Annotated in this window: 22 protein-coding genes, 2 tRNA genes and 1 pseudogene; 19 read left to right on the forward strand and 6 right to left on the reverse strand. The window is 52.5% G+C overall.

Going from position 1 to position 23,281, the window contains the following annotated elements; all coding sequences use genetic code 11:
* The 3 genes from DWX75_RS12220 to DWX75_RS08360 all read left to right on the forward strand — a co-directional run.
* Positions 1-849 (forward strand): helix-turn-helix domain-containing protein (locus DWX75_RS12220; RefSeq protein ID WP_233519539.1); only part of this gene is annotated, 849 nt, incomplete at its 5' end.
* Positions 842-1,315 (forward strand): RNA-guided endonuclease TnpB family protein, encoded by a 474-nt coding sequence (locus tag DWX75_RS12225; RefSeq protein WP_233519541.1) that lies wholly within the window; start codon positions 842-844, stop codon positions 1,313-1,315. The genes DWX75_RS12220 and DWX75_RS12225, both read left to right, overlap by 8 nt.
* 229 nt (positions 1,316-1,544) lie before the next feature.
* Positions 1,545-2,318 (forward strand): response regulator, encoded by a 774-nt coding sequence (locus tag DWX75_RS08360; protein WP_118015877.1) that lies wholly within the window; start codon positions 1,545-1,547, stop codon positions 2,316-2,318.
* Positions 2,319-2,347: 29 nt separating this feature from the next.
* On the opposite strand, the gene DWX75_RS08365 is transcribed toward DWX75_RS08360, so the two are convergent.
* Together DWX75_RS08365 and rpiB are read right to left on the reverse strand one after the other, a co-directional pair.
* Positions 2,348-3,193 carry a deoxyribonuclease IV gene (locus DWX75_RS08365; protein WP_118015878.1) on the reverse strand — a complete coding sequence of 282 codons (846 nt, stop codon included), beginning with the start codon at positions 3,191-3,193 and terminating at the stop codon, positions 2,348-2,350.
* A gap of 6 nt (positions 3,194-3,199) precedes the next feature.
* Positions 3,200-3,661, reverse strand: coding sequence for a ribose 5-phosphate isomerase B (gene rpiB, locus DWX75_RS08370; protein ID WP_118015879.1), 462 nt, complete (start codon positions 3,659-3,661; stop codon positions 3,200-3,202).
* 280 nt (positions 3,662-3,941) lie between these two features.
* Here rpiB and DWX75_RS08375 point away from each other — a divergent pair, with 280 nt between their 5' ends.
* Genes DWX75_RS08375 through alsE form a run of 4 tightly spaced genes read left to right on the forward strand, consistent with a single transcriptional unit; the run spans position 3,942 to position 6,615 of the window.
* Complete coding sequence (locus DWX75_RS08375; RefSeq protein ID WP_118015880.1) at positions 3,942-4,403, forward strand: PTS sugar transporter subunit IIA; 462 nt, start codon at positions 3,942-3,944, stop codon at positions 4,401-4,403.
* A gap of 32 nt (positions 4,404-4,435) precedes the next feature.
* Positions 4,436-4,744 (forward strand): PTS fructose transporter subunit IIB, encoded by a 309-nt coding sequence (locus DWX75_RS08380; protein WP_118015881.1) that lies wholly within the window; start codon positions 4,436-4,438, stop codon positions 4,742-4,744.
* A gap of 36 nt (positions 4,745-4,780) precedes the next feature.
* Positions 4,781-5,893, forward strand: coding sequence for a PTS fructose transporter subunit IIC (locus tag DWX75_RS08385; RefSeq protein ID WP_118015882.1), 1,113 nt, complete (start codon positions 4,781-4,783; stop codon positions 5,891-5,893).
* A gap of 32 nt (positions 5,894-5,925) precedes the next feature.
* Positions 5,926-6,615 (forward strand): D-allulose 6-phosphate 3-epimerase, encoded by a 690-nt coding sequence (gene alsE, locus DWX75_RS08390; RefSeq protein WP_118015883.1) that lies wholly within the window; start codon positions 5,926-5,928, stop codon positions 6,613-6,615.
* 40 nt (positions 6,616-6,655) lie between these two features.
* Here the strand turns inward: alsE and DWX75_RS08395 are convergent, their stop codons facing one another.
* Positions 6,656-8,599: a transcription antiterminator gene (locus DWX75_RS08395; protein WP_147671568.1), complete on the reverse strand. Its 1,944-nt coding sequence runs from the start codon at positions 8,597-8,599 to the stop codon at positions 6,656-6,658.
* Between the two features lie 188 nt (positions 8,600-8,787).
* On the opposite strand from DWX75_RS08395, the gene DWX75_RS08400 reads away from it, so the two are divergent.
* Complete coding sequence (locus DWX75_RS08400) at positions 8,788-9,381, forward strand: nitroreductase (protein ID WP_118015885.1); 594 nt, start codon at positions 8,788-8,790, stop codon at positions 9,379-9,381.
* A gap of 67 nt (positions 9,382-9,448) precedes the next feature.
* On the opposite strand, the gene DWX75_RS08405 is transcribed toward DWX75_RS08400, so the two are convergent.
* A complete protein-coding gene (locus DWX75_RS08405) occupies positions 9,449-9,994 on the reverse strand; it encodes a glutathione peroxidase (protein ID WP_118015886.1) in 546 nt (181 codons plus the stop codon).
* Positions 9,995-10,402: 408 nt separating this feature from the next.
* Between DWX75_RS08405 and pyk the strand changes: the two genes are divergently transcribed.
* From pyk to DWX75_RS08440, 7 genes are all read left to right on the forward strand, one after another.
* Positions 10,403-11,830 (forward strand): pyruvate kinase, encoded by a 1,428-nt coding sequence (gene pyk / locus DWX75_RS08410; protein WP_118015887.1) that lies wholly within the window; start codon positions 10,403-10,405, stop codon positions 11,828-11,830.
* A 204-nt stretch (positions 11,831-12,034) separates the two neighbouring features.
* A complete protein-coding gene (locus tag DWX75_RS08415; RefSeq protein ID WP_118015888.1) occupies positions 12,035-12,247 on the forward strand; it encodes a hypothetical protein in 213 nt (70 codons plus the stop codon).
* 219 nt (positions 12,248-12,466) lie between these two features.
* On the forward strand, positions 12,467-12,679 hold the full coding sequence (gene secG, locus DWX75_RS08420; RefSeq protein ID WP_118015889.1) for a preprotein translocase subunit SecG: 213 nt from the start codon (positions 12,467-12,469) through the stop codon (positions 12,677-12,679).
* Positions 12,680-12,749: 70 nt separating this feature from the next.
* Entirely contained in the window at positions 12,750-13,526 is a 777-nt protein-coding gene (locus DWX75_RS08425; RefSeq protein ID WP_368483815.1) for an alpha/beta hydrolase, read from the forward strand.
* A 13-nt stretch (positions 13,527-13,539) separates the two neighbouring features.
* Positions 13,540-16,245, forward strand: coding sequence for a ribonuclease R (rnr, locus tag DWX75_RS08430; protein ID WP_118015891.1), 2,706 nt, complete (start codon positions 13,540-13,542; stop codon positions 16,243-16,245).
* 27 nt (positions 16,246-16,272) lie between these two features.
* Positions 16,273-16,746, forward strand: a complete 474-nt coding sequence (gene smpB, locus DWX75_RS08435) for an SsrA-binding protein SmpB (RefSeq protein ID WP_118015892.1) — start codon at positions 16,273-16,275, stop codon at positions 16,744-16,746.
* 139 nt (positions 16,747-16,885) lie between these two features.
* A complete protein-coding gene (locus tag DWX75_RS08440) occupies positions 16,886-18,235 on the forward strand; it encodes an amino acid permease (protein ID WP_118015893.1) in 1,350 nt (449 codons plus the stop codon).
* Positions 18,236-18,351: 116 nt separating this feature from the next.
* On the opposite strand, the gene DWX75_RS08445 is transcribed toward DWX75_RS08440, so the two are convergent.
* Both DWX75_RS08445 and DWX75_RS08450 read right to left on the reverse strand, forming a co-directional pair.
* Positions 18,352-18,427 (reverse strand) — tRNA-Thr (locus DWX75_RS08445).
* A gap of 6 nt (positions 18,428-18,433) precedes the next feature.
* Positions 18,434-18,509, reverse strand: a tRNA-Thr gene (locus DWX75_RS08450).
* A gap of 179 nt (positions 18,510-18,688) precedes the next feature.
* Here DWX75_RS08450 and DWX75_RS08455 point away from each other — a divergent pair.
* The 4 genes and pseudogenes from DWX75_RS08455 to DWX75_RS08470 all read left to right on the forward strand — a co-directional run.
* Positions 18,689-19,729 (forward strand): tetratricopeptide repeat protein, encoded by a 1,041-nt coding sequence (locus DWX75_RS08455; RefSeq protein ID WP_118015894.1) that lies wholly within the window; start codon positions 18,689-18,691, stop codon positions 19,727-19,729.
* Between the two features lie 101 nt (positions 19,730-19,830).
* A complete protein-coding gene (locus tag DWX75_RS08460; protein WP_118015895.1) occupies positions 19,831-20,184 on the forward strand; it encodes a metal-sensing transcriptional repressor in 354 nt (117 codons plus the stop codon).
* A gap of 48 nt (positions 20,185-20,232) precedes the next feature.
* Positions 20,233-22,830 (forward strand): heavy metal translocating P-type ATPase, encoded by a 2,598-nt coding sequence (locus DWX75_RS08465; protein ID WP_118015896.1) that lies wholly within the window; start codon positions 20,233-20,235, stop codon positions 22,828-22,830.
* A 265-nt stretch (positions 22,831-23,095) separates the two neighbouring features.
* Positions 23,096-23,281 (forward strand): annotated as a pseudogene (locus DWX75_RS08470) (transposase); the annotation flags it as partial.

Here is a 23,281-nt window from a genome sequence, read left to right on the forward strand (position 1 = left end):
ATGATTCAGATGATCAAGTCAATCCGAGTACAGCTGTTGCCGAACAACAAACAGAGAACTAAGCTATTCCAGTTCGCTGGTGCTGCAAGATGTGCTTACAATTGGGCATTGGACAAGCAGATGGATAATTTCCGTGAAGAACGCAAAATCCAGACGGACAGTGAGCTTCGAAAAGCATTCACGATTCTGCGCCATTCAGAGGAAAACAAGTGGCTCCTGAATGTATCAAATAACGTCACGAAGCAGGCCATCAAAGATTTATGTATTGCCTACAAGAATTTCTTCTGCAAGCAGAAGCAGCCCGGCTACATTAAGTATTTCTCGAAGAAAGTTACTCATTATACTCGCATCGGCAAGAGATTGACCGTCTATGACATGAACGGGCATCCCAAGTTCAGGAGCAAGAAGAACGGGGACTTCCGCTTCTATCAGGACAATGTCAAGATCCAATTCACAGGGACACATGTCAAGCTGGAAAGCCTTGCAGGAAGCAGGCGGAAGAACCGTCAGCGTTTGAACTGGATCCGGCTTGCTGAAAGGAACAGGATTCCTGTCCGAGCGAAATACACGAACCCGCGGATTGCGTTCGATGGTGAGCGCTGGTGGCTCTCGGTAGGGATACAGACAGCCCGAAAGCTGGAACCTTTGCGCGGACTGTCGTTTGTTTGCAAGAAATGGCGATATGCTCGCTCAGAAGGAATTGGCATTGATTTAGGCATCAAGGACTTGGCGATACTCTCTGACGCCACTAAGGTCAAGAATATCAACAAGACCCGTGCAATAAGAAGACTCAAGAAAAAAAGACGCCGGTTGCAGCGTCTTTTTTTCTTGAAAATACCAGATGAATAAGAAAGGAGATAGTTACTGCAAAACGAGCAACCTTATAAAAAGTGAAAAGCAGCTTTTGCGGATCAATCACAGGCTGGCATGCATCCGCCAGAATCACGTTCATCAGGCTACGGCGGCAATCATAAAGCGAAAACCAAGCTTTGTATGCCTCGAAGGCTTGAATGTCCGTGGTATGATGAAGAATCGATATTTATCCGAGAAGATTCAGGAACAGAATCTTTATGAATTCCGCAGACAGATTGAATACAAGGCACACTGGGCCAAGATACCCGTTGTCATAGCAGATAGATGGTATCCGAGCTCCAAAACTTGTGTTATCTGCGGTCATGTAAAGAAAGAACTGAACCTATTGGAAAGGACGTATATTTGTCCTGCATGTGGCAATATAATCGATCGTGACTTCCAGGCAGCGCTGAACCTCAAACGTTATGGGGAAGCAGAGCAAGTGAAATTGGCAAACTACTAGAAAGAAGTCCATGCAGATATGTACCGATTCGTTAGTCGGGAACAGACGTGCCTTCTTGCGATGGTAAGGAGTGTCATGTCAAAGCCTCCGGAGCATTATATCAAACGTGAGTAGCTTGTCCTTCGGGATGGCAAAAACGAATGCGATGAACGAGGAATGAAACGTAAAAGTCAGTTTTTCATCAATAGACTATGGCTTTTTATAAGTTTTCAGTAACGGTACCGCAGTCTTGAAACGAGTTGTTGTGATTGATGATGAGCAGATCCAGCGACAGGGGCTGGTTTCTATGACGCCCTGGGAAGAAGTGGGATGTCAGGTTGTAGGAGAAGCTGCCAATGCACAGGAAGGCATGGAAATCATGCGGAAATTACAGCCGGATATTGTAATCGTCGATATACGCATGCCGGGTGAATCGGGCCTGGAACTAATCGAAAAGATGCAAAGAGAGATGCATGTTGAATATATTATCTTATCGGGGTATGGAGAATTTTCCTATGCACAGCAGGCGATTCGTTTAGGGGTGCGTAACTATCTGTTAAAACCCGTTGATGATGATGAGTTGCTTGAAGCTGTTCGGAAAGCGGCTTCTTACGTGGATGAAGAAAAAAGGCGCAAGAAAATAGAGCTGGCAAATGGAAGCCAGCTGGATATATTTCGTAACTTTGGAGAAGGTAAGAGTAAAAATCAATATCTGGAAAAAGCTATCTGTTATATGGAAACTGAGTGTCAAAACAATATGACGATCCGTGACGTAGCCGACATAGTAAAAATCAGTCCGTCGTATCTTCATCGTCTTTTTGTTAAATATACGAATTATACGTTTGGAGAATATCTGACCATGTGCCGTATACGGCGGGCAATACGTCTGCTTCATGACGGTGACCGCAAGATTTATGAAATTGCGGAGCTTTGTGGCTATAAAGATACTCGTTATTTCAGTATGGTATTTCGACGCATAACAGGCCTGACACCTTCTGAATATAAAGAAGGACGTCAGGCCTGATGTAACGGCAATGTGTTCGTTTGTACGTTCTATTTTGAGGCAAACTCGCGCATCATGGCGATTTCGCGGGCGTAGCCAGCGGCATCGTTTGGTGTCTCGAGAATGAAGGGGAGGTGGCATAACGCCGGATGGCGCACGACGCGGGTCAGGGCTTCGAGGCCGATCTCGCCCTCTCCGAGGCGGGCGTGGCGGTCCTTGTGGCTGCCGAGCCCATTCTGGCTGTCATTGAGATGGATGGCGCGCAGGCGTGAAAGCCCTATGATGCGGTCAAATTCCGTGAGTACCTCATCGAGATGGTTCTGGATATCATAGCCGGCATCCCAGACGTGGCAGGTATCGAGACAGATGCCGAGCAGCTCCGCGTGTTCCACGCGGTCGATGATGGCGCGGAGTTCTTCGAAGCTTCGTCCCACTTCCGTGCCTTTGCCGGCCATGGTCTCAAGCAGCACCGTGGTCCTTTGCTCCGGGTGCAGGACTTCGTTGAGCTGTTGCGCAATCAATTCGATGCCAGTTTCGGCGCCCTGCTTGACGTGGCTGCCGGGATGGAAATTGTAGAGGTTGCCCGGCAGATGGTCGAGCCGGTTTAAGTCGTCGTCCATGGTCTCACGCGCGAAGGTCCGCAGATTCTCCTTGGCGGCACAGGCATTCATGGTATACGGTGCATGGGCGACAAGCGTGCCGATGCCGTGTTCCTGTTGAAAGGCGAGGAAGCCCTCGATATCCGCGGGATCGAGCTCTTTGGCTCGGCCGCCGCGCGGATTGCGCGTGAAAAAGGCAAAGACATCAGCTCCAAGTGCGACAGCCTCTCTGCCCATGGCGAGGAAGCCCTTGGCCGAAGACAGATGGCAGCCGATGTGTAAAGTCTGTTCGTTCATGATGCTTTATTTCACCGGGACGCAGTGAGCGGCATCGATGGCCTTGACCTTCTGGATGCGGCGCTGGTATTTTTCAGCCGTCAGGGGTTCCGTGTGCATCCAGGTCTTGACGATTTCCATGGCAATTGCCGGTCCGATGATCTTGCCGCCGAGGCAGAGTACATTGCTGTCATTGTGCTGACGGGCAAGTGCGGCGCAGAATGGATCCTGGCAGACCACGGCGAAGATGCCCTGCAGCTTGTTGGCAATCATCGCACTGCCATAGCCGACGCCATCGACAAAGATGCCGCGGTCGCATTCTCCCGTAGCTACAGCCTTGGCCGCCGGATAAACGAAATCCGACAGGTCGCACGACTCCTCGTCATACGTGCCGAAGTCCTTGACTTCATGTCCCTCGCTCTCAAGGTATGCCTTGATTTCTTCCTTAAGCTTCGTACCGGCATGATCGTTTGCCATTGCGATTTTCATGATGATGACACCTTTCTTTCCTGTATTTATATGGGGTGATTTTACGGCTCAGGCAGTTTCGATATGCATGAGTCGTTTTATATTGCTATGATACCATTGTACTACAAGAGTGCAAGATGAAGCGAGTTTTGACACGATCTCATGATGATGGGATGTACTTGGAAAATCCTGTCCATTGCAGTGGACAGGATAAAATGACCACAGCAGTGGACAACCAATAGAAATCGTAATAAAAATCGATTGATATAATATAAACATAGACGAAAGGGTGGTGCGAAACATGGAAGGGTTAAATGTTTTGGATGTGATTGATCCAAATACAGTGCTTACGCACTTGAAGGCGAATGATAAGAAGGAAGCATTACAGGAGATGACAGATTGCCTGGCACATGCGGGATATCTTAAAGATACAGATACGTATTTGAAAGATGTTTATCAACGGGAATCAGAAGGTGCAACAGGAATCGGCGGATATATCGCCATTCCCCATGGCAAGAGCGAAGGTGTTCAGAAGATAGGTGTTTCAATTGCAGTCCTCGATCACGAAATCGATTGGGAAACCTTGGATGACCATGGCGTGCGTGTGATTGTCCTGTTTGCAGTTGGCAGTGATGATGCATCTGCCCGGGAGCATTTAAAACTCTTATCTCTTTTTGCCCGCAAACTTGGCCGGGATTCTGTTGTCGAGGCATTGCTACATGCGGATACACCGGTTGATGTCCGCAATGCATTCAAGCATTGATACGTTTTATTAACAACATGGGAGGAATCATCATGAATATCGTTGGAGTTTCTGCTTGCACGGTTGGTATCGCACATACGTATATCGCTCAGGAAAAAATTGAAGCTGCCGCACAGAAAGCAGGAGATCAGGTCAAGATTGAAACGCAGGGGACGATTGGTATCGAAAATGCTTTGACAGAAGATGAGATTGCCAAGGCGGATATTGTTCTGCTGGCAGTGGATGTCAAAATTGCCGGTGAGGAACGTTTTGCGAATAAGAAGGTTGTAAAAGTTCCGACCCAGGTAGCCATTAAATCTCCGAATAAGCTGATTGCGAAGCTTCATGAATTAGTCGGTTGATTTTGAAAGAAATAGGATTGTAGGGGGAATATCATCATGTCGATGAAAGAGGTATGGAAAGCGGCTAATCCAAAGGGGCATCTTTTAACGGCCATTTCATTTCTGATTCCAATTGTCTGTGGTGCAGGCTTTATCATTGCCATTGGCATGGCATTGGGTGGAACGGCAAAAGATACATTGATAGCCGGCCAATTTACGCTCTGGCAGGCTATGGCGACCATGGGCGGTAAGGCGCTGGGACTGTTGCCGGTTATTATCGCTACTGGTATTTCTGGTTCTATCGCTGGCAAACCAGGTATTGCACCGGGCTTTGTTGTTGGCTTGGCGGCGAATGCAATCAGCGCAGGCTTCATTGGTGGCATCATTGGTGGCTACATGGCTGGCTATCTGGCTCTTGGTATTATCAAGAAGGTTAAAGTACCAAATTGGGCACGCGGCTTGATGCCGACGCTTATTGTTCCATTTCTTGCATCCCTGATCAGTGGCCTTGTCATGATTTACATTATTGGTACGCCGGTTGGCGCCTTCACGGATGCGCTGACGGGATTCTTGAAGAATATGGGTACTTCCTCGAATCTGATTCTTGGCGCGGTACTCGGTGCACTTTGCATCGTTGACTTTGGCGGACCAATCAACAAAACTTGCTTTGCTTTCGTACTGACCTTACAGGCACAGGGCGTCAATGAGCCTGTAACGGCTTTGCAGCTCGTCAATACGGCAACGCCAATCGGTTTTGGCCTGGCTTATTTTATGGGAAAGCTTTTCCGCAAGAATATCTATAATGAAGCTGAAATTGAGACGCTCAAATCCGCTGTGCCGATGGGTGTTGTAAATATCGTAGAAGGCTCTATTCCAATTGTCATGAATGATATTGTTCGTGGTATTGCAGCAGCTGCAATCGGTGGTGCTTGCGGCGGTGCAGTCACGATGGTTTATGGTGCAGATGCAACCGTACCGTTTGGCGGTTTCCTCATGATTCCGACGATGTCTCATCCTATGGCCGGCATCATGGCACTTGCCGTTAACATCGTGGTAACGGGTACCGTATATGCTCTGATTAAAAAAGATGTTCCGGTGGAAGTTCCAGCAGATGACTTTGGTATGGACGAAGAAGAAGACATCAATATGGACGATATCAAGATCAGCTGAAGAGATCTTGAAGAAAGAGAGGTCTTTTAATCATGGAACACATACGTATATCCCCGTCACTGATGACGATGAATCTCGATAAATTCAAAGAAGAAATTACTTTTTTAGATCAGCACATTGATTCGTTCCACGTCGATATCATGGACGGCCGTTTCGTCCCGAATCTCAGCTTGTCTCCCTGGTTTATTCAAGAAACAAGGAAGCTGACGTCAAAACCAATGTCTGCCCATTTGATGGTCATGGATCCCAGCTTCTGGGTACAGCAGCTGATTGACATTCGGTGTGAAATCATCTGCCTGCCGGCGGAGCGGATTAACGGCATTGCTTTTCGCTTGATTGACCAAATCCATGCTGCTGGTTTGAAAGCAGGCGTTGTATTGAATCCGGAAACGCCGCTCGACACTATCATGCCGTATATCGATATCCTGGATAAGATCACGGTTATGACCGTAGACCCAGGCTTTGCCGGGCAGCGTTTCCTCCACAAGATGCTGGATCGGATTCGCGAGCTCAGAACATTGAGAGAACAAAATTCCTATCATTATGAAATTGAACTCGATGGTTCGACCAATAAGAGCCATTGGAAAGCGATTCATGATGCTAAACCGGATGTTTACGTCATCGGCAAGAGCGGGTTGTTCGGCTTGACGAATCACATTGAAAATTCTTGGGAACAGATGAAACAAGAGTTTGAAGAGACGACTGGTCAGAAATTTGCATAATAGAAAAAGTCCTGTCTGTATAAAAGACAGGGCTTTTCTATTATGCAAATAAAATATTGCGGATTTCTTCTGGCGATTTATGCATTTGAAGTTGCTGGACAATATCATCATTGGCTAGCCGCCGCATGATGTTGTGCAATTGTTCGACGGTTTTACTGCCAGGGACGGTAGGCAGTAAAATCATGAGGATGATATTTACCATGTTATGGTCGGTGTCCCAGATAATATCTTTTTTTAGAAGACTGACGGCAAAATACGGCTGGGACAGAAATGGCAGCTGGGTATGCGCCAGTGCAAGGTGAGAAGCGATGCATGTATCGCCGATTTTTTCTCGTTCGTCGAGTGATATGAGGATTTTATCCATATTTTTTCGGACATCATCAGGAGCATCCTTTAACATCTCTCGAAAGAAGCTGTCTTTTTTTTCGCGAGAAGACAATTTGCTCTGCAGGATTGGAATGCGGTTGGCCGGGATAAATCCTTCCTGGGATGAAGGCTTGTTCCAGATTTCATTCAGCATGTTTCGCACATTCTGCCGATCTCGGCTGATGAACAGTGTATTGACCAGAACACTCGGTACGGGCCATTCCTCTGGCGGCTGGATGGTGGTAAGAATCAGATCGATTCGTTTTTCTGTAATCCATTCTGGCGTCAAGGAACGGAGCGATGCTGTGCCAATGATATCCAGTTCCGGGAAGAAGCGCTCTACTTTTGTGCGCAGGAGCTCAGAAGTGCCCAAGCCTGTGGTGCATACAATAACGATACGAATTTTGCGTGGATGTTCTTCCATGTAACGGGCAAAGTATAGTGTGATGAATCCGGCTTCATCATCGTTGATGACAGGCAGTCCGAATTTATCGGGGAGCTGGTCTGAAATTTCTCGGATGAACTGGTAGATTTCCTGGTATTCCTGCTGAATGTCATCGAGCATCGGGTTGACGACGGATACTTTTGTAGTCAGGCGATGCAGCATAGGAGAAATATGGCTGGCTAATTCGGCTTTCAGAGAAGTGCTTTGAATCAGGATGCGGGATTTCCGTGAAAACTCATCGATATAATACTGTGTGACTTGGCGGGTCAATGGTGAAAACTGAATGTGTTGATCATTGGCCGTATCCCGTTCCGATTCGATGCGTGAACTGGCCAGGTAGTTGCAGATATTGACGGTTTCCGTATCCGGCAGTTGTTTGCAAATATATCCTTCTATATTTTGAGTAACTTTTTGTGCCAATGGGTAATAGATGCTGGAACTGGCTGAACTGTGGTTATCGGCCTGTATCTGGTCAAAATCACCTTTTCCAGCCCGGTACAACAAGATGTAGAGATGGGTTAAGAGATTGACATTATAGGGCGCAGGGATAATGCTGTTGATTTCCTTTTCGATGAGTTCCAGCTGGCTGATGATAAAATGCAGATCTCGTTGATTAACATTGACGTCCATATTTTTTAAATCATTGAAATCAATTAGATTCAACTTGGTCAGAAGATAAATCAAGGCTTGGCGAATTTGATGTTCCGGTCCCGAAATGGATAGCCGGGCATTCTTTTTCTGCAGGCTCAGGCCGTATTTTGCCAATCCTTTGCTGATAATGTCCTCATCCAGATAGATAGCAGATTGGCTCAGATAGTATTGGTCGAACAAATCGTCTTCTCTCAAAGAGAGTGGTGCGTGAAAAAGAAGCTCTTTCATGATATGCAGGCGACGTTCGATAGGGGAAAAATTATAATGAAAATCGTTGATTGCAGGCTTTTTCCCGCGAGATTTGTTGTAATGACTTTCCAGATAGACCTGATAGTTAATGCGGATGCCTTTGCCTTTTTCAGCTTCAATAAGAATGGCATCTTCTTCTTGATTTAATTTTTTGACCAGACGATAGATTGTCTTGGTAGATACATCCATCTGATTGGCTACATCTGCCACTGGTACAAATGATGATTGCTGGAGAAGCGTGTAGATCAGGATTTCTTCTCGTGATTCTGCCAATTCGGTCACCTCGTATTCCCAAGTCGTGGGGTATTGTGTCTTGATTCGTTCTTGTCATCATTATAGCATAAGAAAATTTACTTTCTCCAGCAGTGCTTTTCATAGGATAATTCCTTTTCATTGGCGAATGGTATAAAATAAAACTGAATATACAAAGGTACAAAGGAAAGTGGACTGGAGGGATTTTCATGGATACGTTATCCTGCATTGCCACGCGTCACAGCACGCGCAACTTTAAACCCGATATGGTGCCGGATGAGCTGCTGCATCAGGTCATTGAGGCTGGGCGGCTGGCGCCGAGCGGCAAGCATATGAACCAGAATCATTTCCTCGTCGTGCGCAAGCCGGAGGTGCTGGAGCGCCTGACGAAGCTCGTGCGCGAGGAGTTTGCCAAGATGGAGGTCACGCCGGAGAATGAGGCGAATTTCGGTGGGGCCATCAAGCGGTCGAAGAAGGGGGATTATGTGTTCCGCTACAATGCGCCCGTGCTCATCATTGTGGCCAACAAGGCATCTTATGGCAACAATATGGCCGATGCCTCGTGCGCCATGGAAAACATGATGCTCGCGGCCAATGCGCTTGATCTCGGCAGCTGCTGGATCAATCAGCTGCGCTGGCTCAATGAGAACCCGGTGCTGCTGTCTTATTTGCGGGAGCTCGGCATGGCTGAGGATGAGCGTGTCTACGCTTCCCTGAGCCTCGGCTATTCGGCTCTGCCCGATGGACTGCCGAATCGCCGTATCCTCGATGTGACGGGCAATCCGGTCACATACATTGATTGAGCAAGTGAACGCATAGAAAAACGCCGTTCCTTGCTGGTTGCACGGAACGGCGTTTTTATTGGAGGCGTCAGAGAAGTGCTTCGATATCCTTGGCGATGGCCGACGGTACTCTGGTTGGCTCAAAGCGGCTGACGACATGGCCTTCACGGTCAATGAGGAATTTCGTGAAGTTCCATTTGATGCCATCGCCCTCGAGAATTTCCGGGAAATTCTTTTCGAGGACATCTTTGAGGATCGGGGCGTTCGGGTGATCCTCGTCAAACCCGGCGAACCCCTTCTCTTTCGTCAGATACTGGAAGAGGGGCTGGGCGTGCTCACCGCGCACATCTCCCTTGGCAAAGATTGGGAACGTTACGCCGTAATTGTAACGGCAGAACTGCTCGATTTCGGCATTGCTGCCCGGATCCTGCTCAGCAAACTGGTTGCAAGGAAAGCCGAGAATCACGAGTCCTTGATCCTTGTAGGTGAGGTAGAGTTTCTGCAGCTCCTCGAACTGCGGCGTAAAGCCGCATTTGCTGGCTGTATTGACAATCAGCAGTACTTTACCTTTGTAGTCTGCCAGGGATTTTTCCTGGCCCTGGTTGGTCTTGACGGTGAAATCATAAATATTCATGTGTTTTCTCCTATATAATCGAGTTGTTGTTTTATTCATGTGAATTTATTGTACCGCACTTTTATAATTTTGTCAAATTAAATTTTACAAAATTGTTTAGACAAAAAAGGAGAATTATGGATTTTTTTTGTCGCTTTCGTGCGGATTCCTATGATTTTTGCCTTCTGACAGGGCAAATATACTCAATAAATAAGGATTATGACGATGACTTTTCAGAATAAATTTATTTTGAATAAATTTGCTGGAAAGCGTTTTACTTCTCTGTTTAAACAGTGTAGAATAGGGGTGTACGAGGAACCGTTTTCCTCATAAAACAGGCCGAGGCGGAGGTTGAGCAGCGACAATGACCAACAAAGTCAGCATCCGTCTAAATATAAGTAGAATAAAGGAATAGGTGGGGATTCACACATGTTAAAGAAGACGAAAATTATCTGCACGCAGGGACCTGCCACGGAGAGACCGGGCGTTGTCGATGCGCTGATTGCCAATGGCATGAACTGCGCACGCTTCAACTTCTCCCATGGTGATCATGCAGAGCATCTTGGCCGCATCAAAATGGTTCGTGAAGCAGCCAAGAAGGCAGGTAAGGTCATTTCCCTGATCCTGGACACGAAGGGACCGGAGATGCGTCTTGGCGAGTTCAAAGACGGTAAGGTCATGCTCGAGAAGGGCAACAAGTTCACGTTGACGTATGAAGATACGCCGGGCGATGAAACGCATGTATCCGTCAACCACAAAGGCCTTTATACGGAAGTGAAGCCAGGAGATACGCTGCTTCTCTCCGATGGTCTCGTTGCGCTCAAAGTCGATGAGATCAAGGGCAAGGACATTATCACGACGATCCAGAACAGCGGCAAGATGAGCACGAAGAAGCGCGTTGCTGCTCCTGGCGTTTCCCTTGGCCTGCCGCCGATTTCCGAGCAGGATGCGAAGGACATTATCTTCGGCTGTGAGCAGGATATGGACTTCATTGCCGCTTCCTTCATCCAGCGTCCGGAAGATGTCCTGGCCATCCGCAAGCTCATTGAGGAGCACAACGGCCACATGGAGATCCTGCCGAAGATCGAGAACCTCGAAGGCGTCAAGAATTTCGATGCTATCCTCGAAGTCTCCGACGGCATCATGGTCGCTCGTGGCGACCTCGGCGTTGAGGTTCCGGCCGAGGATGTTCCGCTGATCCAGAAAGAGATCATCAAGAAGTGCAACAAGGCCGGTAAGCCGGTTATCGTCGCTACGCAGATGCTCGATTCCATGGAGCGTAACCCGCGTCCGACGCGCGCAGAGGTTTCCGATGTCGGTAATGCCATCCTCGATGGTACGGATGCCATCATGCTCTCCGGTGAGACGGCTTCCGGTGACTATCCGGTCGAGGCTGTTTCCACGATGAACCGCATTGCTCGTCGCATCGAGGAATCTCTCGAGTACAAGAACCTCTTCGTTGAGCGTGGTTTCGAGCACAGCGAGAGCCGTACGCGTGCCGTTGCACATGCCACGGTACAGATGGCTTATGAGCTCGATGTTCCGGCTATTATCACGCCGACCGACAGCGGCTACACGACGAAGATTGTATCCCGCTTCCGTCCGAAAGCAGCCATCGTTGCTTACACGCCGCATGAGAAGGTTGTCCGTCAGCTCAACCTGCGTTGGGGCGTATACCCGATTCTCGGCACGCAGTGGAACGACGTCGACGAGATGATCACGAACGCCGTATCTGCGGCCGTCAAGGACGGTTTCGTCAAGCGCGGCGATACGACGATCATCACCTCTGGCATCAAGCTCCAGAGCAAGACGAGCGTTGGCAACAACACGAATATGATTCGCGTTTACAAGATTTGATCTTGTTTCTATTCTGACACTTTTATGAGGAGAACCGTCCGGTTCTCCTCATTTTTTGTTTCATCGCGGTTTTTCTTTGTCCTGCTTCAGAATATATAAATCTTTCTGTGATGAATATTTTTTATAAAACCGTATTTTATCTTGTTAAATAAGCCTGAATATGATATGATTGAGATAGAATTAGATAGAAAGGGGGACGTATCTATGGGTTGGCTGGATACGGCGAAACCGAAAAGAGAGTGGCATCAGGCAGAGTTCCATGTTGACGATGATGCGGCTGTTGTCCATGAGTCAATCTATTCGATTACGACAGCAGATGACTCGGTGTATCTTTCCGCAAAATATGTCAGCAAATGCTATAACGGCATTCCCTTGTCCAAGCAGAGAGCTGCTATGATGCCAGAAAAGCAGCAGTAAAATTTACAGAATCCTGCATGATGAATCGTACATGCAGACGGCTATGAGAGGAAAGGGGTATTCTGCCCCTGCTGAGATGCGCAGACCCGTTGTGGCCTGCGCATTTTTATTGGAGGGCGCAGGCCTTGCTTTTTCTTGCGGAAGGCGGTCCATCTATGGTATGATAGGAAAGAAAGTGTAAAGGAAATAAGGGAGGCCATACATTTGCTTACCATTTTGATGATATTGGACGCCATCATTGCGATCATCCTCATTGCATCCGTTCTGGGGCAGGAGGCAAAGTCCGCCGGCATGGGCGGTATGGGCGGTGGCGCCGATACGGTCTTTTCGAGCAAAGCCCGCGGCATGGATGCCCTGCTGGCTCGCGTGACGGTTGTCTTCGCCATCCTGTTTGCAGTGATTACACTCGTGATTGCCCGCATGACGAATTGATATCGGCTTATCTGTACCCCCTGCTGCTGAGCGGGGGTACTTTTCTTGAAAGGGGGGATTGCCCGTGATCATGTCCGGTGCAGAGCCGTTCTTCTTGCCGGGCGGCAGGACGGGCGTGCTCCTCATCCATGGTTTTACGGGCCTGCCGGCGGAACTTCTGCTCATGGGCAAATACCTGCAGGCACAGGGCTGCACGGTGCTCGGTGTCCGGCTGGCCGGACACGGCACGACGGCAGAGGACATGAGCCATATGACGGGCGAGGATTGGCTTGATTCCGTTCGCGATGGCTATGCCCTACTGCGCGGCTGCTGTGATCACGTGGTGGCAGGCGGTCACTCCATGGGTGGTCTGCTCGCCCTGTTGCTGGCGGCGGAACAGGAGGTCATGGGTGTCATCTCGATGTCCGCGCCCATCTACATTGCGGAAGAACGAGGCATTGCCAAACTGCCGCCGCGCCGCCTTTGTGCTGGAGTTTTCGTGCCGAAGGCGAGGCGTCGGTTGCGCAATGTACCTCCGGCTGTCAATCAGACGTATCGCTCCATGCCGCTCACAGGCGTCCATGAGCTGCTTGGGCTCATGGAGAGGACGAAGCAGGCTCTGCCGTCCATACGGGTGCCGGCACTGATCCTGCACAGTCTGAACGACCGCACGGCCGATGCCGAGAGCGCCATCTACATCCGGGAGCATCTCGGCAGCAGTGAAAAAGAGATTGTCTGGCTCAAGACCTCTGGCCATCTGATTCCCGTAGGCGAGGAGCGCAATCAGGTCTTTGCGGCCGCGGCCGCCTTCCTCTCGCGGCTGACGGGCAGCGGTCAGGATTTCATAGAACGTACACAAAGGAAGTAGTGGAGAGAAGAACATGGATTTAAAAGAACGTATTTTAGCCTACATGAAAGAGAAGGCTTATAAACCGCTGCTGGCGGAAGACCTGGCAGAAGGCATGCATTTGACGCAGGAAGAGCTCGTGGAGTTTGATGCTGCACTCGAGGAACTCGAGAAAGAGGGCGCGGTCATCAAAAACCGCAGCGATCTCTATGGCATTCCGAGCCGCATGCACCTCGTGGTCGGACGCCTGTCGATGACGGCCAAGGGCTTTGGTTTCATCATCCCCGATGTGCGTGCTTCCGAGGATGAGACGGACGTGTTCGTGCCGGGCGCAGATCTCAATACGGCCATGCATGGCGACCGTGTCGTGGCGCGCGTGGCGCCGGCCGTCGAAGAGGGCCGTTCGCGCGAGGGCGAGATCATCCGCATCCTCGAACGTGCCAATGAGAAGATCGTCGGCACGTTTGAGAGCAGCAAGACGTTTGGCTTCGTGACGCCGGACAACACGAAGCTCAGTCAGGATATTTTCGTGCCGAAGAAGGCATTCCACGGTGCGAAGACGGGCAGCAAGGTCGTCGTTGAGATCACGAAGTGGCCGGACCGCCGCCGCAATGCGGAGGGCAAGGTCATCGAAGTACTCGGCAAGGTGGGCGATCCGGGTGTCGATGTCCTCTCGGTTATGCGTCAGTATGATCTTTCCGAGACGTTCCCTGAAGATGTACAGGCAGCCGCTTCTGCCATGGAGCAGGAGCCGGCTCCGGAGGAGTACCGCGGCCGCCGCGACCGCCGCGATTTCCCGATTGTCACGGTCGATGGTGAGGATTCCAAGGACCTCGACGACGGCGTCTTTGCCCGCCGCAACGAGGACGGCTCCTTCTTCCTCGGTGTCTACATCGCCGATGTCAGCTGGTACGTGCGTGAGAACCAGCCGCTTGACCGCGAGGCGTATGAGCGCGGCACGAGCGTGTACCTCGTCGACCGCGTCATCCCGATGCTGCCGAAGGAACTCAGCAACGGCATCTGCAGCCTCAATGCCGGCGTCGACCGCCTGGCCATGGCCTGCGAGATGCAGATCTCGGTAGACGGCGAAGTCCTGAGCTATGAGATCGTGCCGACGGTCATCCATGTTTACCGCCGCCTGACGTACAACATCGTCAACAAGGTCCTCGTCGACCATGAGGAACCGTTCTATTCGGACAATCAGGATATCCGCGGCATGCTCGAAACGCTGGCCGACCTGCGCAATGCGCTCAAGGCCAAGCGTCATCGCCGCGGCTCAATCGATTTCGATCTGCCCGAGGTCAAGGTCAAGCTCGACGAGCAGGGCCATCCGGTCGCACTCCTCAAGCGCGAGGGTTCGCTGGCAGAATCCATCATTGAGGAATGCATGCTGATTGCCAACGAGACGGTGGCGCGTCATATGGATACGAAGAACCTGCCGTTCATGTACCGCGTTCACGAGCAGCCGTCGACGGAGAAAATCGAACGCCTCAACAATCTGCTCTCGACGTTCGGCCTGTTCGTCAAGCAGAATGAGAATGGCGAGATTGTCCCGATGGATGTCCAGCAGGTACTCGAGAAGGTCGAGGGCAAGCCGGAGGAGCGCATCATCAGCACGGTGGCCCTGCGCTCGATGCAGCAGGCGCGTTACAGCGACCTGAGCCTCGGTCACTTTGGCCTTGCAGCCCGCTATTACACGCATTTCACGTCGCCAATCCGCCGCTATCCGGACCTCATCGTCCATCGCCTGCTGCGTGAGACTTTTGCGACGGGCACGATTCCGCGCGAGCGCCAGGAAAAGCTGCGCTCCATCCTGCCGGGCATCGCCGAGCATGCCTCGGAGCGCGAGCGCATTGCCATTGAGGCGGAGCGCGAGACGACGGACATGAAGAAAATCGAGTACATGGCACAGTTCGTCGGCGAGGAATTCTCCGGCATCATCAGCGGCGTCACGGCCTTTGGCATCTTCGTCGAACTGGATAACGGCGTCGAGGGCCTCGTCCACGTCTCGACCATGGTCAACGATTATTACGAATACGTGGAAGAACAGTATGCGATGATCGGCGAGCGCACGAGAAAGGCATACCGTCTCGGCGACGAGGTGGAAGTCCTGCTTGTACGCGCCAATGTCGAGGAACGCAATCTCGACTTCGTACTCAAGGACAATGGCGCTTATGACCCGCAGGCCATGCAGAATGCCGTGCGCGGCGGCCGCAGCAAGGGCGGCAAGTCAGGCGGCAATGGCCGGGACAAGAAGGATGACCGCAAGGGCGGCACGCGTCCGCCGCGCCGCAAGGAAGACGACCTCATTGCGGAATCTCTGACGCCTGCAGAGGATGCCTCGAAGCAGAAGCGGCGCCCGAAGAACGGCAGCCGCAGGAAGAATCGCGGGGCCTCGGGCGAGAAGTTGCCGCAGCCGGAGCATAAACCGGCGAAAGGACGCAGGGAAAAGGGCCGTGAGAACCGCGGTCATGAGCGCCTGGAGCGCAGCGACCGTCCGGAGCGCAAGCCCAACCGCCGGGAACGCCGCGAGGAAGCACGCGGAGAGGAGAGCCGCGACTACCACCGCGTCAGGGTGACGGGGCTCAACAGTGCCGTCTGGCCGGATCCGCCGGGCTACCATGAGCGCAAGATGCGCGAGGAGGCCAAGGCTGAAAAGCAGAAGGCGGCGTCGGCTTCCTCGAAGCATCGCCCGCACCCGCACCGCAAGACGGAAGGCGGCACGGCACCCAATAAATAAGCGATAAAGAACCATTCAGGTGATACGATGGGAAGAAAGAATGCAGGAATCAAGACGGTCTGCGAGAACCGCAAGGCCCGTCACGATTACTTCATACACGAAACGTTTGAGGCTGGCCTTTCCCTTCAGGGAACGGAAGTCAAGTCCCTGCGCGCCGGACGGGCCAACCTCAAGGACAGTTATGCGAGCATCCAGAACGACGAGCTTTTCGTCGAGAACTTGCATATCAGCCCCTATGATCAGGGCAATATCTTCAACCACGATCCGCTGCGCCGCAGGAAACTCCTGATGCACAAGGCGGAAATCGTGAAGCTCTTTGCCAAGACGCGCGAAAAGGGCTTCACGCTCGTGCCCCTGAAGATCTATTTCAAGCACGGCCGGGCCAAGCTCGAGCTGGCGCTGGCCTCGGGCAAGCACAATTACGACAAGCGTCAGGACCTTCATGAAAAGGCCGCGAAACGTGAGATTGAGCGTGCCCTCAAGGACCGTCAGCGTTATTGACGGCAGACTGACAGCAAAGGAGCTGCCGGTCACGGGAACACCCTGTGGTCGGCAGCTCCTTGTCTTATTTTGATAAATTGTAAAGCGATGTCCAATAATGCTATAATGGAAGCATATTTTCTTGATTGGAGATGAATCTATGGAGGATGCAAAGAATATAACGATGAAGCGCGGACTCAAGAACCGCCACTTGCAGATGATTGCGCTCGGCGGCGCCATCGGCACGGGCCTGTTCTACGGTTCGGCTTCGACGATTGCGCTGGCGGGACCGTCCGTCATGCTCGCCTATCTGATCGGTGGCGTCGTGATTTTCCTCATTATGCGCATGCTGGGGGAAATGGCTGTCGATGAGCCGGTGTCGGGCTCGTTCAGCCATTATGCGACGAAGTACTGGGGCAGGTTCCCGGGCTTCCTTTCCGGCTGGAATTATTGGTTCAATTACGTGCTCGTGTCGATGGCGGAACTCACGGCTGTCGGCATCTACATGAATTTCTGGTTCCCGGACCTGCCACAGTGGATTTCGTCGCTGGTCTGCCTTGTGGCCATCACGGCGCTGAATCTCGTCAATGTCCGGGCCTACGGCGAGGCCGAATTCTGGATGGCGCTCATCAAGATTGCCGCCATCGTCAGCATGATACTCCTGGGGCTCGGCCTGATCTTCTCGAGCGGGCAGCCCTTCCCCGAGAACTTCAGCAACATCTGGAAAAACGGCGGCTTCCTGCCGAACGGCCTCTGGGGCCTCGCGCTCTCCATCGCCGTCGTCATGTTCTCGTTCGGCGGCATCGAGCTCATCGGCATCACGGCGGGTGAGGCGGAGGATCCGGACCGTACGATCCCGCGCGCCATCAACCAGGTCATCTGGCGTATTCTGATTTTCTATGTCGGCACGATGGTCGTGCTCATGGCGCTCTGGCCGTGGAATAAGGTCGGTATGGAGGCGAGCCCGTTCGTCCAAATCTTCAACAACGTCGGCATCCCGGCTGCGGCACACATCCTGAATTTCGTCGTGCTGACGGCGGCCATCTCGGTCTACAATTCTGCCATCTACAGCAACAGCCGAATGCTCTACGGCCTGGCGGGCACGGGCGAGGCTCCGGCCTTCTTCCGCAAGCTCTCGCCGCACGGCGTGCCGGTGCGCGGCATCCTGGTTTCCTCGGGCATCACGCTGATTGTCGTCGCGCTCAATTATTTCCTGCAGGGACACGTCTTCATGTATCTCATGATGATCGCGACCTGTGCGGCCGTCATCAGCTGGGTGGTCATCTGCATCACGCATCTGAAATTCCGCGCTTACTGCAAGGCGCATGGCAAGCAGACGAAATTCCATGCCATCCTGTATCCATGGGCCAACTACCTGTCGCTGCTTTTCCTGGCCGGTGTCGTCTTCTTCGTGTCACAGATCCCGGATATGCAGCTGGCAGTCCTGTTCCTGCCCATCTGGCTGTTCGTGCTCTGGATCGGCTACTGCCGCTATCGCCGGAAAAAATGAAGAAATAAAGAAAAGGCACAATCTCTTTCCCGGTGGGGAAGGGGTTGTGCCTTTTCCTGACATGTAAACAGAAGATACAAAAAAGGCTTCCGCACACGGAAGCCTTGCTTTTCCAATGGAGCTGATTATAGGACTTGAACCTACGACCTGCTCATTACGAATGAGCTGCTCTACCAACTGAGCTAAATCAGCAAGATATGGAGCTGATTATAGGACTTGAACCTACGACCTGCTCATTACGAATGAGCTGCTCTACCAACTGAGCTAAATCAGCATCTGTCGCTTTTCGCAACTGACAGAATATAGTATATCGGTTTTGCCGCCCGGTGTCAACTGGTTTTTTAAAAAATTTTACGGAGCGGGAAATTTATGCGTTTCTAATTGGAAAGCGGACGGGAGTTCCGTATAATAGTATTTGACGAGGTACACTATTACGAAGGATGGTGTTTCGATATGAGGAGAATAGGAACGGCCTGCCTGGTGCTGCTGACGTTCCTGGCCGTCTGCTGCCTGTGGAAGGGCGGAACTGTAGAGGCTGCGCCTCAGCGCATCGAGGCGACGGGCGTCTACGTCATGGGGGATAACGACTCCCCGAAGATCGCGCGTGATGCCGCGCGCCAGGAGGCCATGCGCGTGGCGGTGGAGAAAGCCGGCGTCTACGTCGAGAGCTATTCACGCACGAAAAACATGCAGCTCACGGAGGACGATGTCAAGATGATCTCGGGTGCCGTGCTCAAGGTCATCAAGGAGGATTCGGTACCGGAGCTTTCGGGAACGACCTGGAAATACACGGTGCATCTGGTCGCCGAAGTGGATACGGATGACATCGACCTCAAGGCCATGATGGACAAGAAGACGGAGCTCGAGAAGCTGCAGCAGGAGCGCGATGCCCTGAAGAAGCAGAATGAGGAACTGCTTGCCGAATACCAGAAGGCCAATGGCCAGGAGAAGAAACGGCTCGGCACGCGTCTCGAGTCGAGCTACGATTACGAGAAGATTTTTGACCGCAGCATGGGCTATATCCAGCGCAGCGAGTACACGCGGGCCATCGATGAGCTCACGACGCTCATCGAAGACCGGTCCGTCAAGGGTAATCCGCGCGCCTATGCCTACTATCTGCGCGGCCGGGCCTATTACGGGCTCAACCGTCCGCACGATGCCCTCGAGGATTTCAACATGGCCAACAACACGGACCATGACAATACGACATATCCCATCTGGCGCTGCCATCAGTATGAGGGCTTGATCTATTACGATGAGGGCCGCTACGACGAGGCTGTGCGTGAGCTCGAGATTGCCTGGAACTATTCCGATAAACGGGATCGGGCGCTTGCAGATGACCTGCGCACGGCGCGCATGGCCGCCGAACGTGCGAAGAATCCGCCGCCGGAGCCGCAGCAGGAATCCGGATCGGAAGGCAATGGCCGGATCAACTGGACGAAGATCCTCACGGATGTCATCATCCATTCGATTGACAAGGGCTCCAATGGCTGAACCTGTTTGAGCAGGATTCCCTCGCTTGCCGGGGGATATCTTTTTGCTTGACAGATACCCCCTGATGGTATAGTATAAAATACCGTTAGGGGGTATATTTTATGTGTGCATGTGAAAGGACAAAAGGCGCAGCTGCTGCAGAAAATGCGGAAAAGAGCTGCTGCGGCTGTGTCAAGCATAAATACCGCGACAAGGACAGCAAGGAATACAAATGCCTCGTCTCGCGGCTCAAGCGCATCGAGGGCCAGGTCCGCGGCGTCTGCAAGATGGTCGAGGACGACCGCTACTGCGTTGATATCCTCACGCAGGTCAGCGCGATCCAGTCAGCGCTCAATGCGTTCAATAAAGAGCTGCTCGCGCAGCACATCAAGTCGTGCGTCGTCGACGATATCCGCGCGGGGCATGATGAGGTCGTCGACGAACTCGTCGCGACGCTCCAGAAGGTCATGAAGTAAGTTATCCCATCGTTTTCCCAACAGCCACCAAGGAGGCTCAATTCCAAGATGAAAAAAGAAAAATTCACGATCACGGGCATGACGTGCTCGGCTTGCTCGGCCCGTGTGGAAAAAGCCGTCAGCAAGGTCGACGGCACGAAGGATGTCAGCGTGAATCTGCTGACGAACAGCATGCAGCTCGAGTATGATGAGTCGAAGACGAATGTGCCGGCCATCATTGCGGCCGTCGTTGAAGCCGGCTACGGCGCTTCGGTCAAAGGTGCGGAGAGGGCAAAGGCCGCCGCGCTTCCCGAGGAAGACCCCGTCAGGAAGAATATTGCCGAGATGAAGCATCGCCTCATCTGGTCCATCATCTTCCTGATACCGACGCTCTACATCTCGATGCACGGGCTCTTCCAGAAGCTCTTCGGCCTGCCGGTGCCGCAGCTCATCAGCCAGCTCTTCGACGGCCCCGAGAATGCTATCACGTTTGCGTTCTCCCAGTTTCTGCTCGTGCTGCCCATCATGTACCTGAACCGCCGCTATTATATCGCAGGCTTCCGCAATCTCCTGCACGGGGCGCCGAACATGGACAGCCTTGTCGGTATGGGCTCGATGGCTGCCGCGCTCTTCGGTGCCTTTGCGATTTTCCGCATGGGCTGGGGCTTTGGCCATAACGACTGGGCGCTTGTCACCGAGTACAGCACGAATCTTTATTTTGAGTCAGCCGGCATGATCGTCACGCTGATCACCGTTGGCAAATACCTCGAGGCCCGCGCGAAGGGGCAGACGAGCAAGGCCCTTGAGAAGCTCATGGATCTTGCGCCGAAGCAGGCGACCGTTGTGCGCGGTGGTGTGGAACAGGTCGTTCCTGTCGAGCAGCTCGCCGTCGGCGATGAGATTGTCGTGCGCCCCGGCGAGCGCATCCCCGCTGACGGTGTCGTGCTCTCGGGCACGACGAGCATCGATGAATCGGCCATCACGGGTGAGCCCATCCCCGTTGAGAAGCAGCAGGGGGATAAGGTGACCTCGGCGACCATCAACAAGCAGGGCTTCATCCATTTCCGCGCAGAGCGTGTCGGTGCCGATTCGACCATCAGTCAGATAATCCGGCTCGTCGATGAGGCCAGTGCTTCGAAGGCGCCGATTGCGCGCATGGCTGACAAGATTGCCGGTGTTTTCGTGCCGGCTGTCATCACGGTGGCCGTCCTTGCCGGTGCTGCCTGGCTCGCGATGGGCGCGAGCGTGGAATTCGCGTTCTCCATCGCCATCTGCATCCTCGTCATCTCCTGTCCGTGTTCGCTCGGCCTTGCCACGCCGGTGGCCATCATGGTCGGTACGGGCAAGGGCGCGGAAAACGGCATTCTCATAAAATCCGGTGAGGCGCTCGAGATCGCGCAGTCCGTCGATACGGTTGTCATGGACAAGACGGGCACGATCACCGAGGGCCGTCCGGAGGTCACGTCCGTCTTGGCAGCTGACGCCTTCTCGGAGCAGAAGCTCCTGGCGATTGCGGCAGGCCTTGAGAAGGGCAGCGAGCATCCGCTCGCCGAAGCCGTCATGAATTATGCCGAAGAGAAGAAGATCGCGGCAAAAGCCATGACGGATTTCAGGGCACTCTTTGGCCGCGGTGTTGAGGCCAGGGCCGACGGGCATGTATATTATGCGGGCAATGCCAAGCTCATGGCAGAGCAGCAGATTGATCTTGCCCCGTATGAAAGCCATCTCGGTGCGCTCTCCGATGACGGCTGCACGCCGCTGATCTTTGCCGAGGACGACCACGTGATCGGCATCCTCGCGGCTGCTGATGTCGAGAAAGCGACGAGCAAAGAGGCTATCGCCCGCTTCCGCGAGATGGGCATCGATGTCGTCATGCTGACCGGTGACAACGAGCGCACGGCGGAAGCCATCCGCCGCCGCATGGGCATCCCGAAGGTCATTGCGGGCGTCCTGCCGGAGAACAAGGCAGAACACATCAAGAAGCTTCAGTCTGAAGGCCACAAGGTTGCGATGATCGGCGATGGCATCAATGACGCGCCGGCGCTCGCGCAGGCAGATCTTGGCATGGCCATCGGCGCCGGCACGGATGTGGCCATCGAGAGTGCCGATGCCGTCCTGATGAAGAGCGACCTCCTCGATGCCGTCAGCGCCATCCGCCTTTCGAAGGCCGTGCTGCGCAACATCAAGGAAAATCTGTTCTGGGCGCTCATCTACAACGTCATCTGCATCCCCGTCGCGGCAGGCATCCTGTATCCGGCCTTTGGCATCAAGCTCTCGCCAGTCGTCGGCGCTGCCGCGATGAGCATGTCGAGCGTCTGCGTCGTCATGAATGCCCTGCGCCTGCGTTTCTTCAAGACCGATCGCGGCGAAGCCCAGGAGGCCGCCGTTGTCCATAAAGATGCCGCGCCGGCTGTACCGGCTGCGGCGGACCATCATTCTATCAAGCAGAAAGAGGAAGATACCATGGAAAAGACTCTCACGATCAAAGGCATGATGTGTGCACATTGCCAGAAGCACGTTCACGATGCACTCGCCAAGATGGATGGCGTCACGGATGTCACCGTCGACCTCGAGGGCGGCAAGGCCGATGTCAAAGCCAGCCGCGAGATTCCGCAGGAAGATTTCCGCAAGGTCATCGAAGAGGCTGGTTACGAACTCGTAGGCTGAGACTTTTGAGATTTTGAACTGGAAAAATCCTGGCAGATATGGAATTTATTTCGTATCTGCTGGGATTTTTTTCTTATCGAACGCGCCGTAAAACCCCACCCTTTAGGACTGGGGATATAAGGCGCGTCCGCCGAATTTGCGTAAGCAATTGAAGGCGGACAACTTTTTCCTCCTTAATTGTTGTATTAACTACTAAAGTATAGTATAATACAAATATGAACAGAGTATATCATTCAAACCGTAACATCGTATATTCCTGTAAATAATTCACAAAGCGGTGAAGACAATCAAGGGCAAAACGTCGAGGATACTAAGACAGGAATTTCATTGGCTGACAACGAAACTGCCGACACTTTGGACAAATTCCTATTTCTGCTCGACGGTTGGCGGTGCGCCGCTTGGAATCGTCAAGCAGTATATCGAGAACCAAAAGACGTCGCAAAGGAAGTGA

It is taken from the genome of Mitsuokella sp. AF21-1AC (assembly GCF_003458855.1).
GTDB lineage: Bacteria > Bacillota > Negativicutes > Selenomonadales > Selenomonadaceae > Mitsuokella.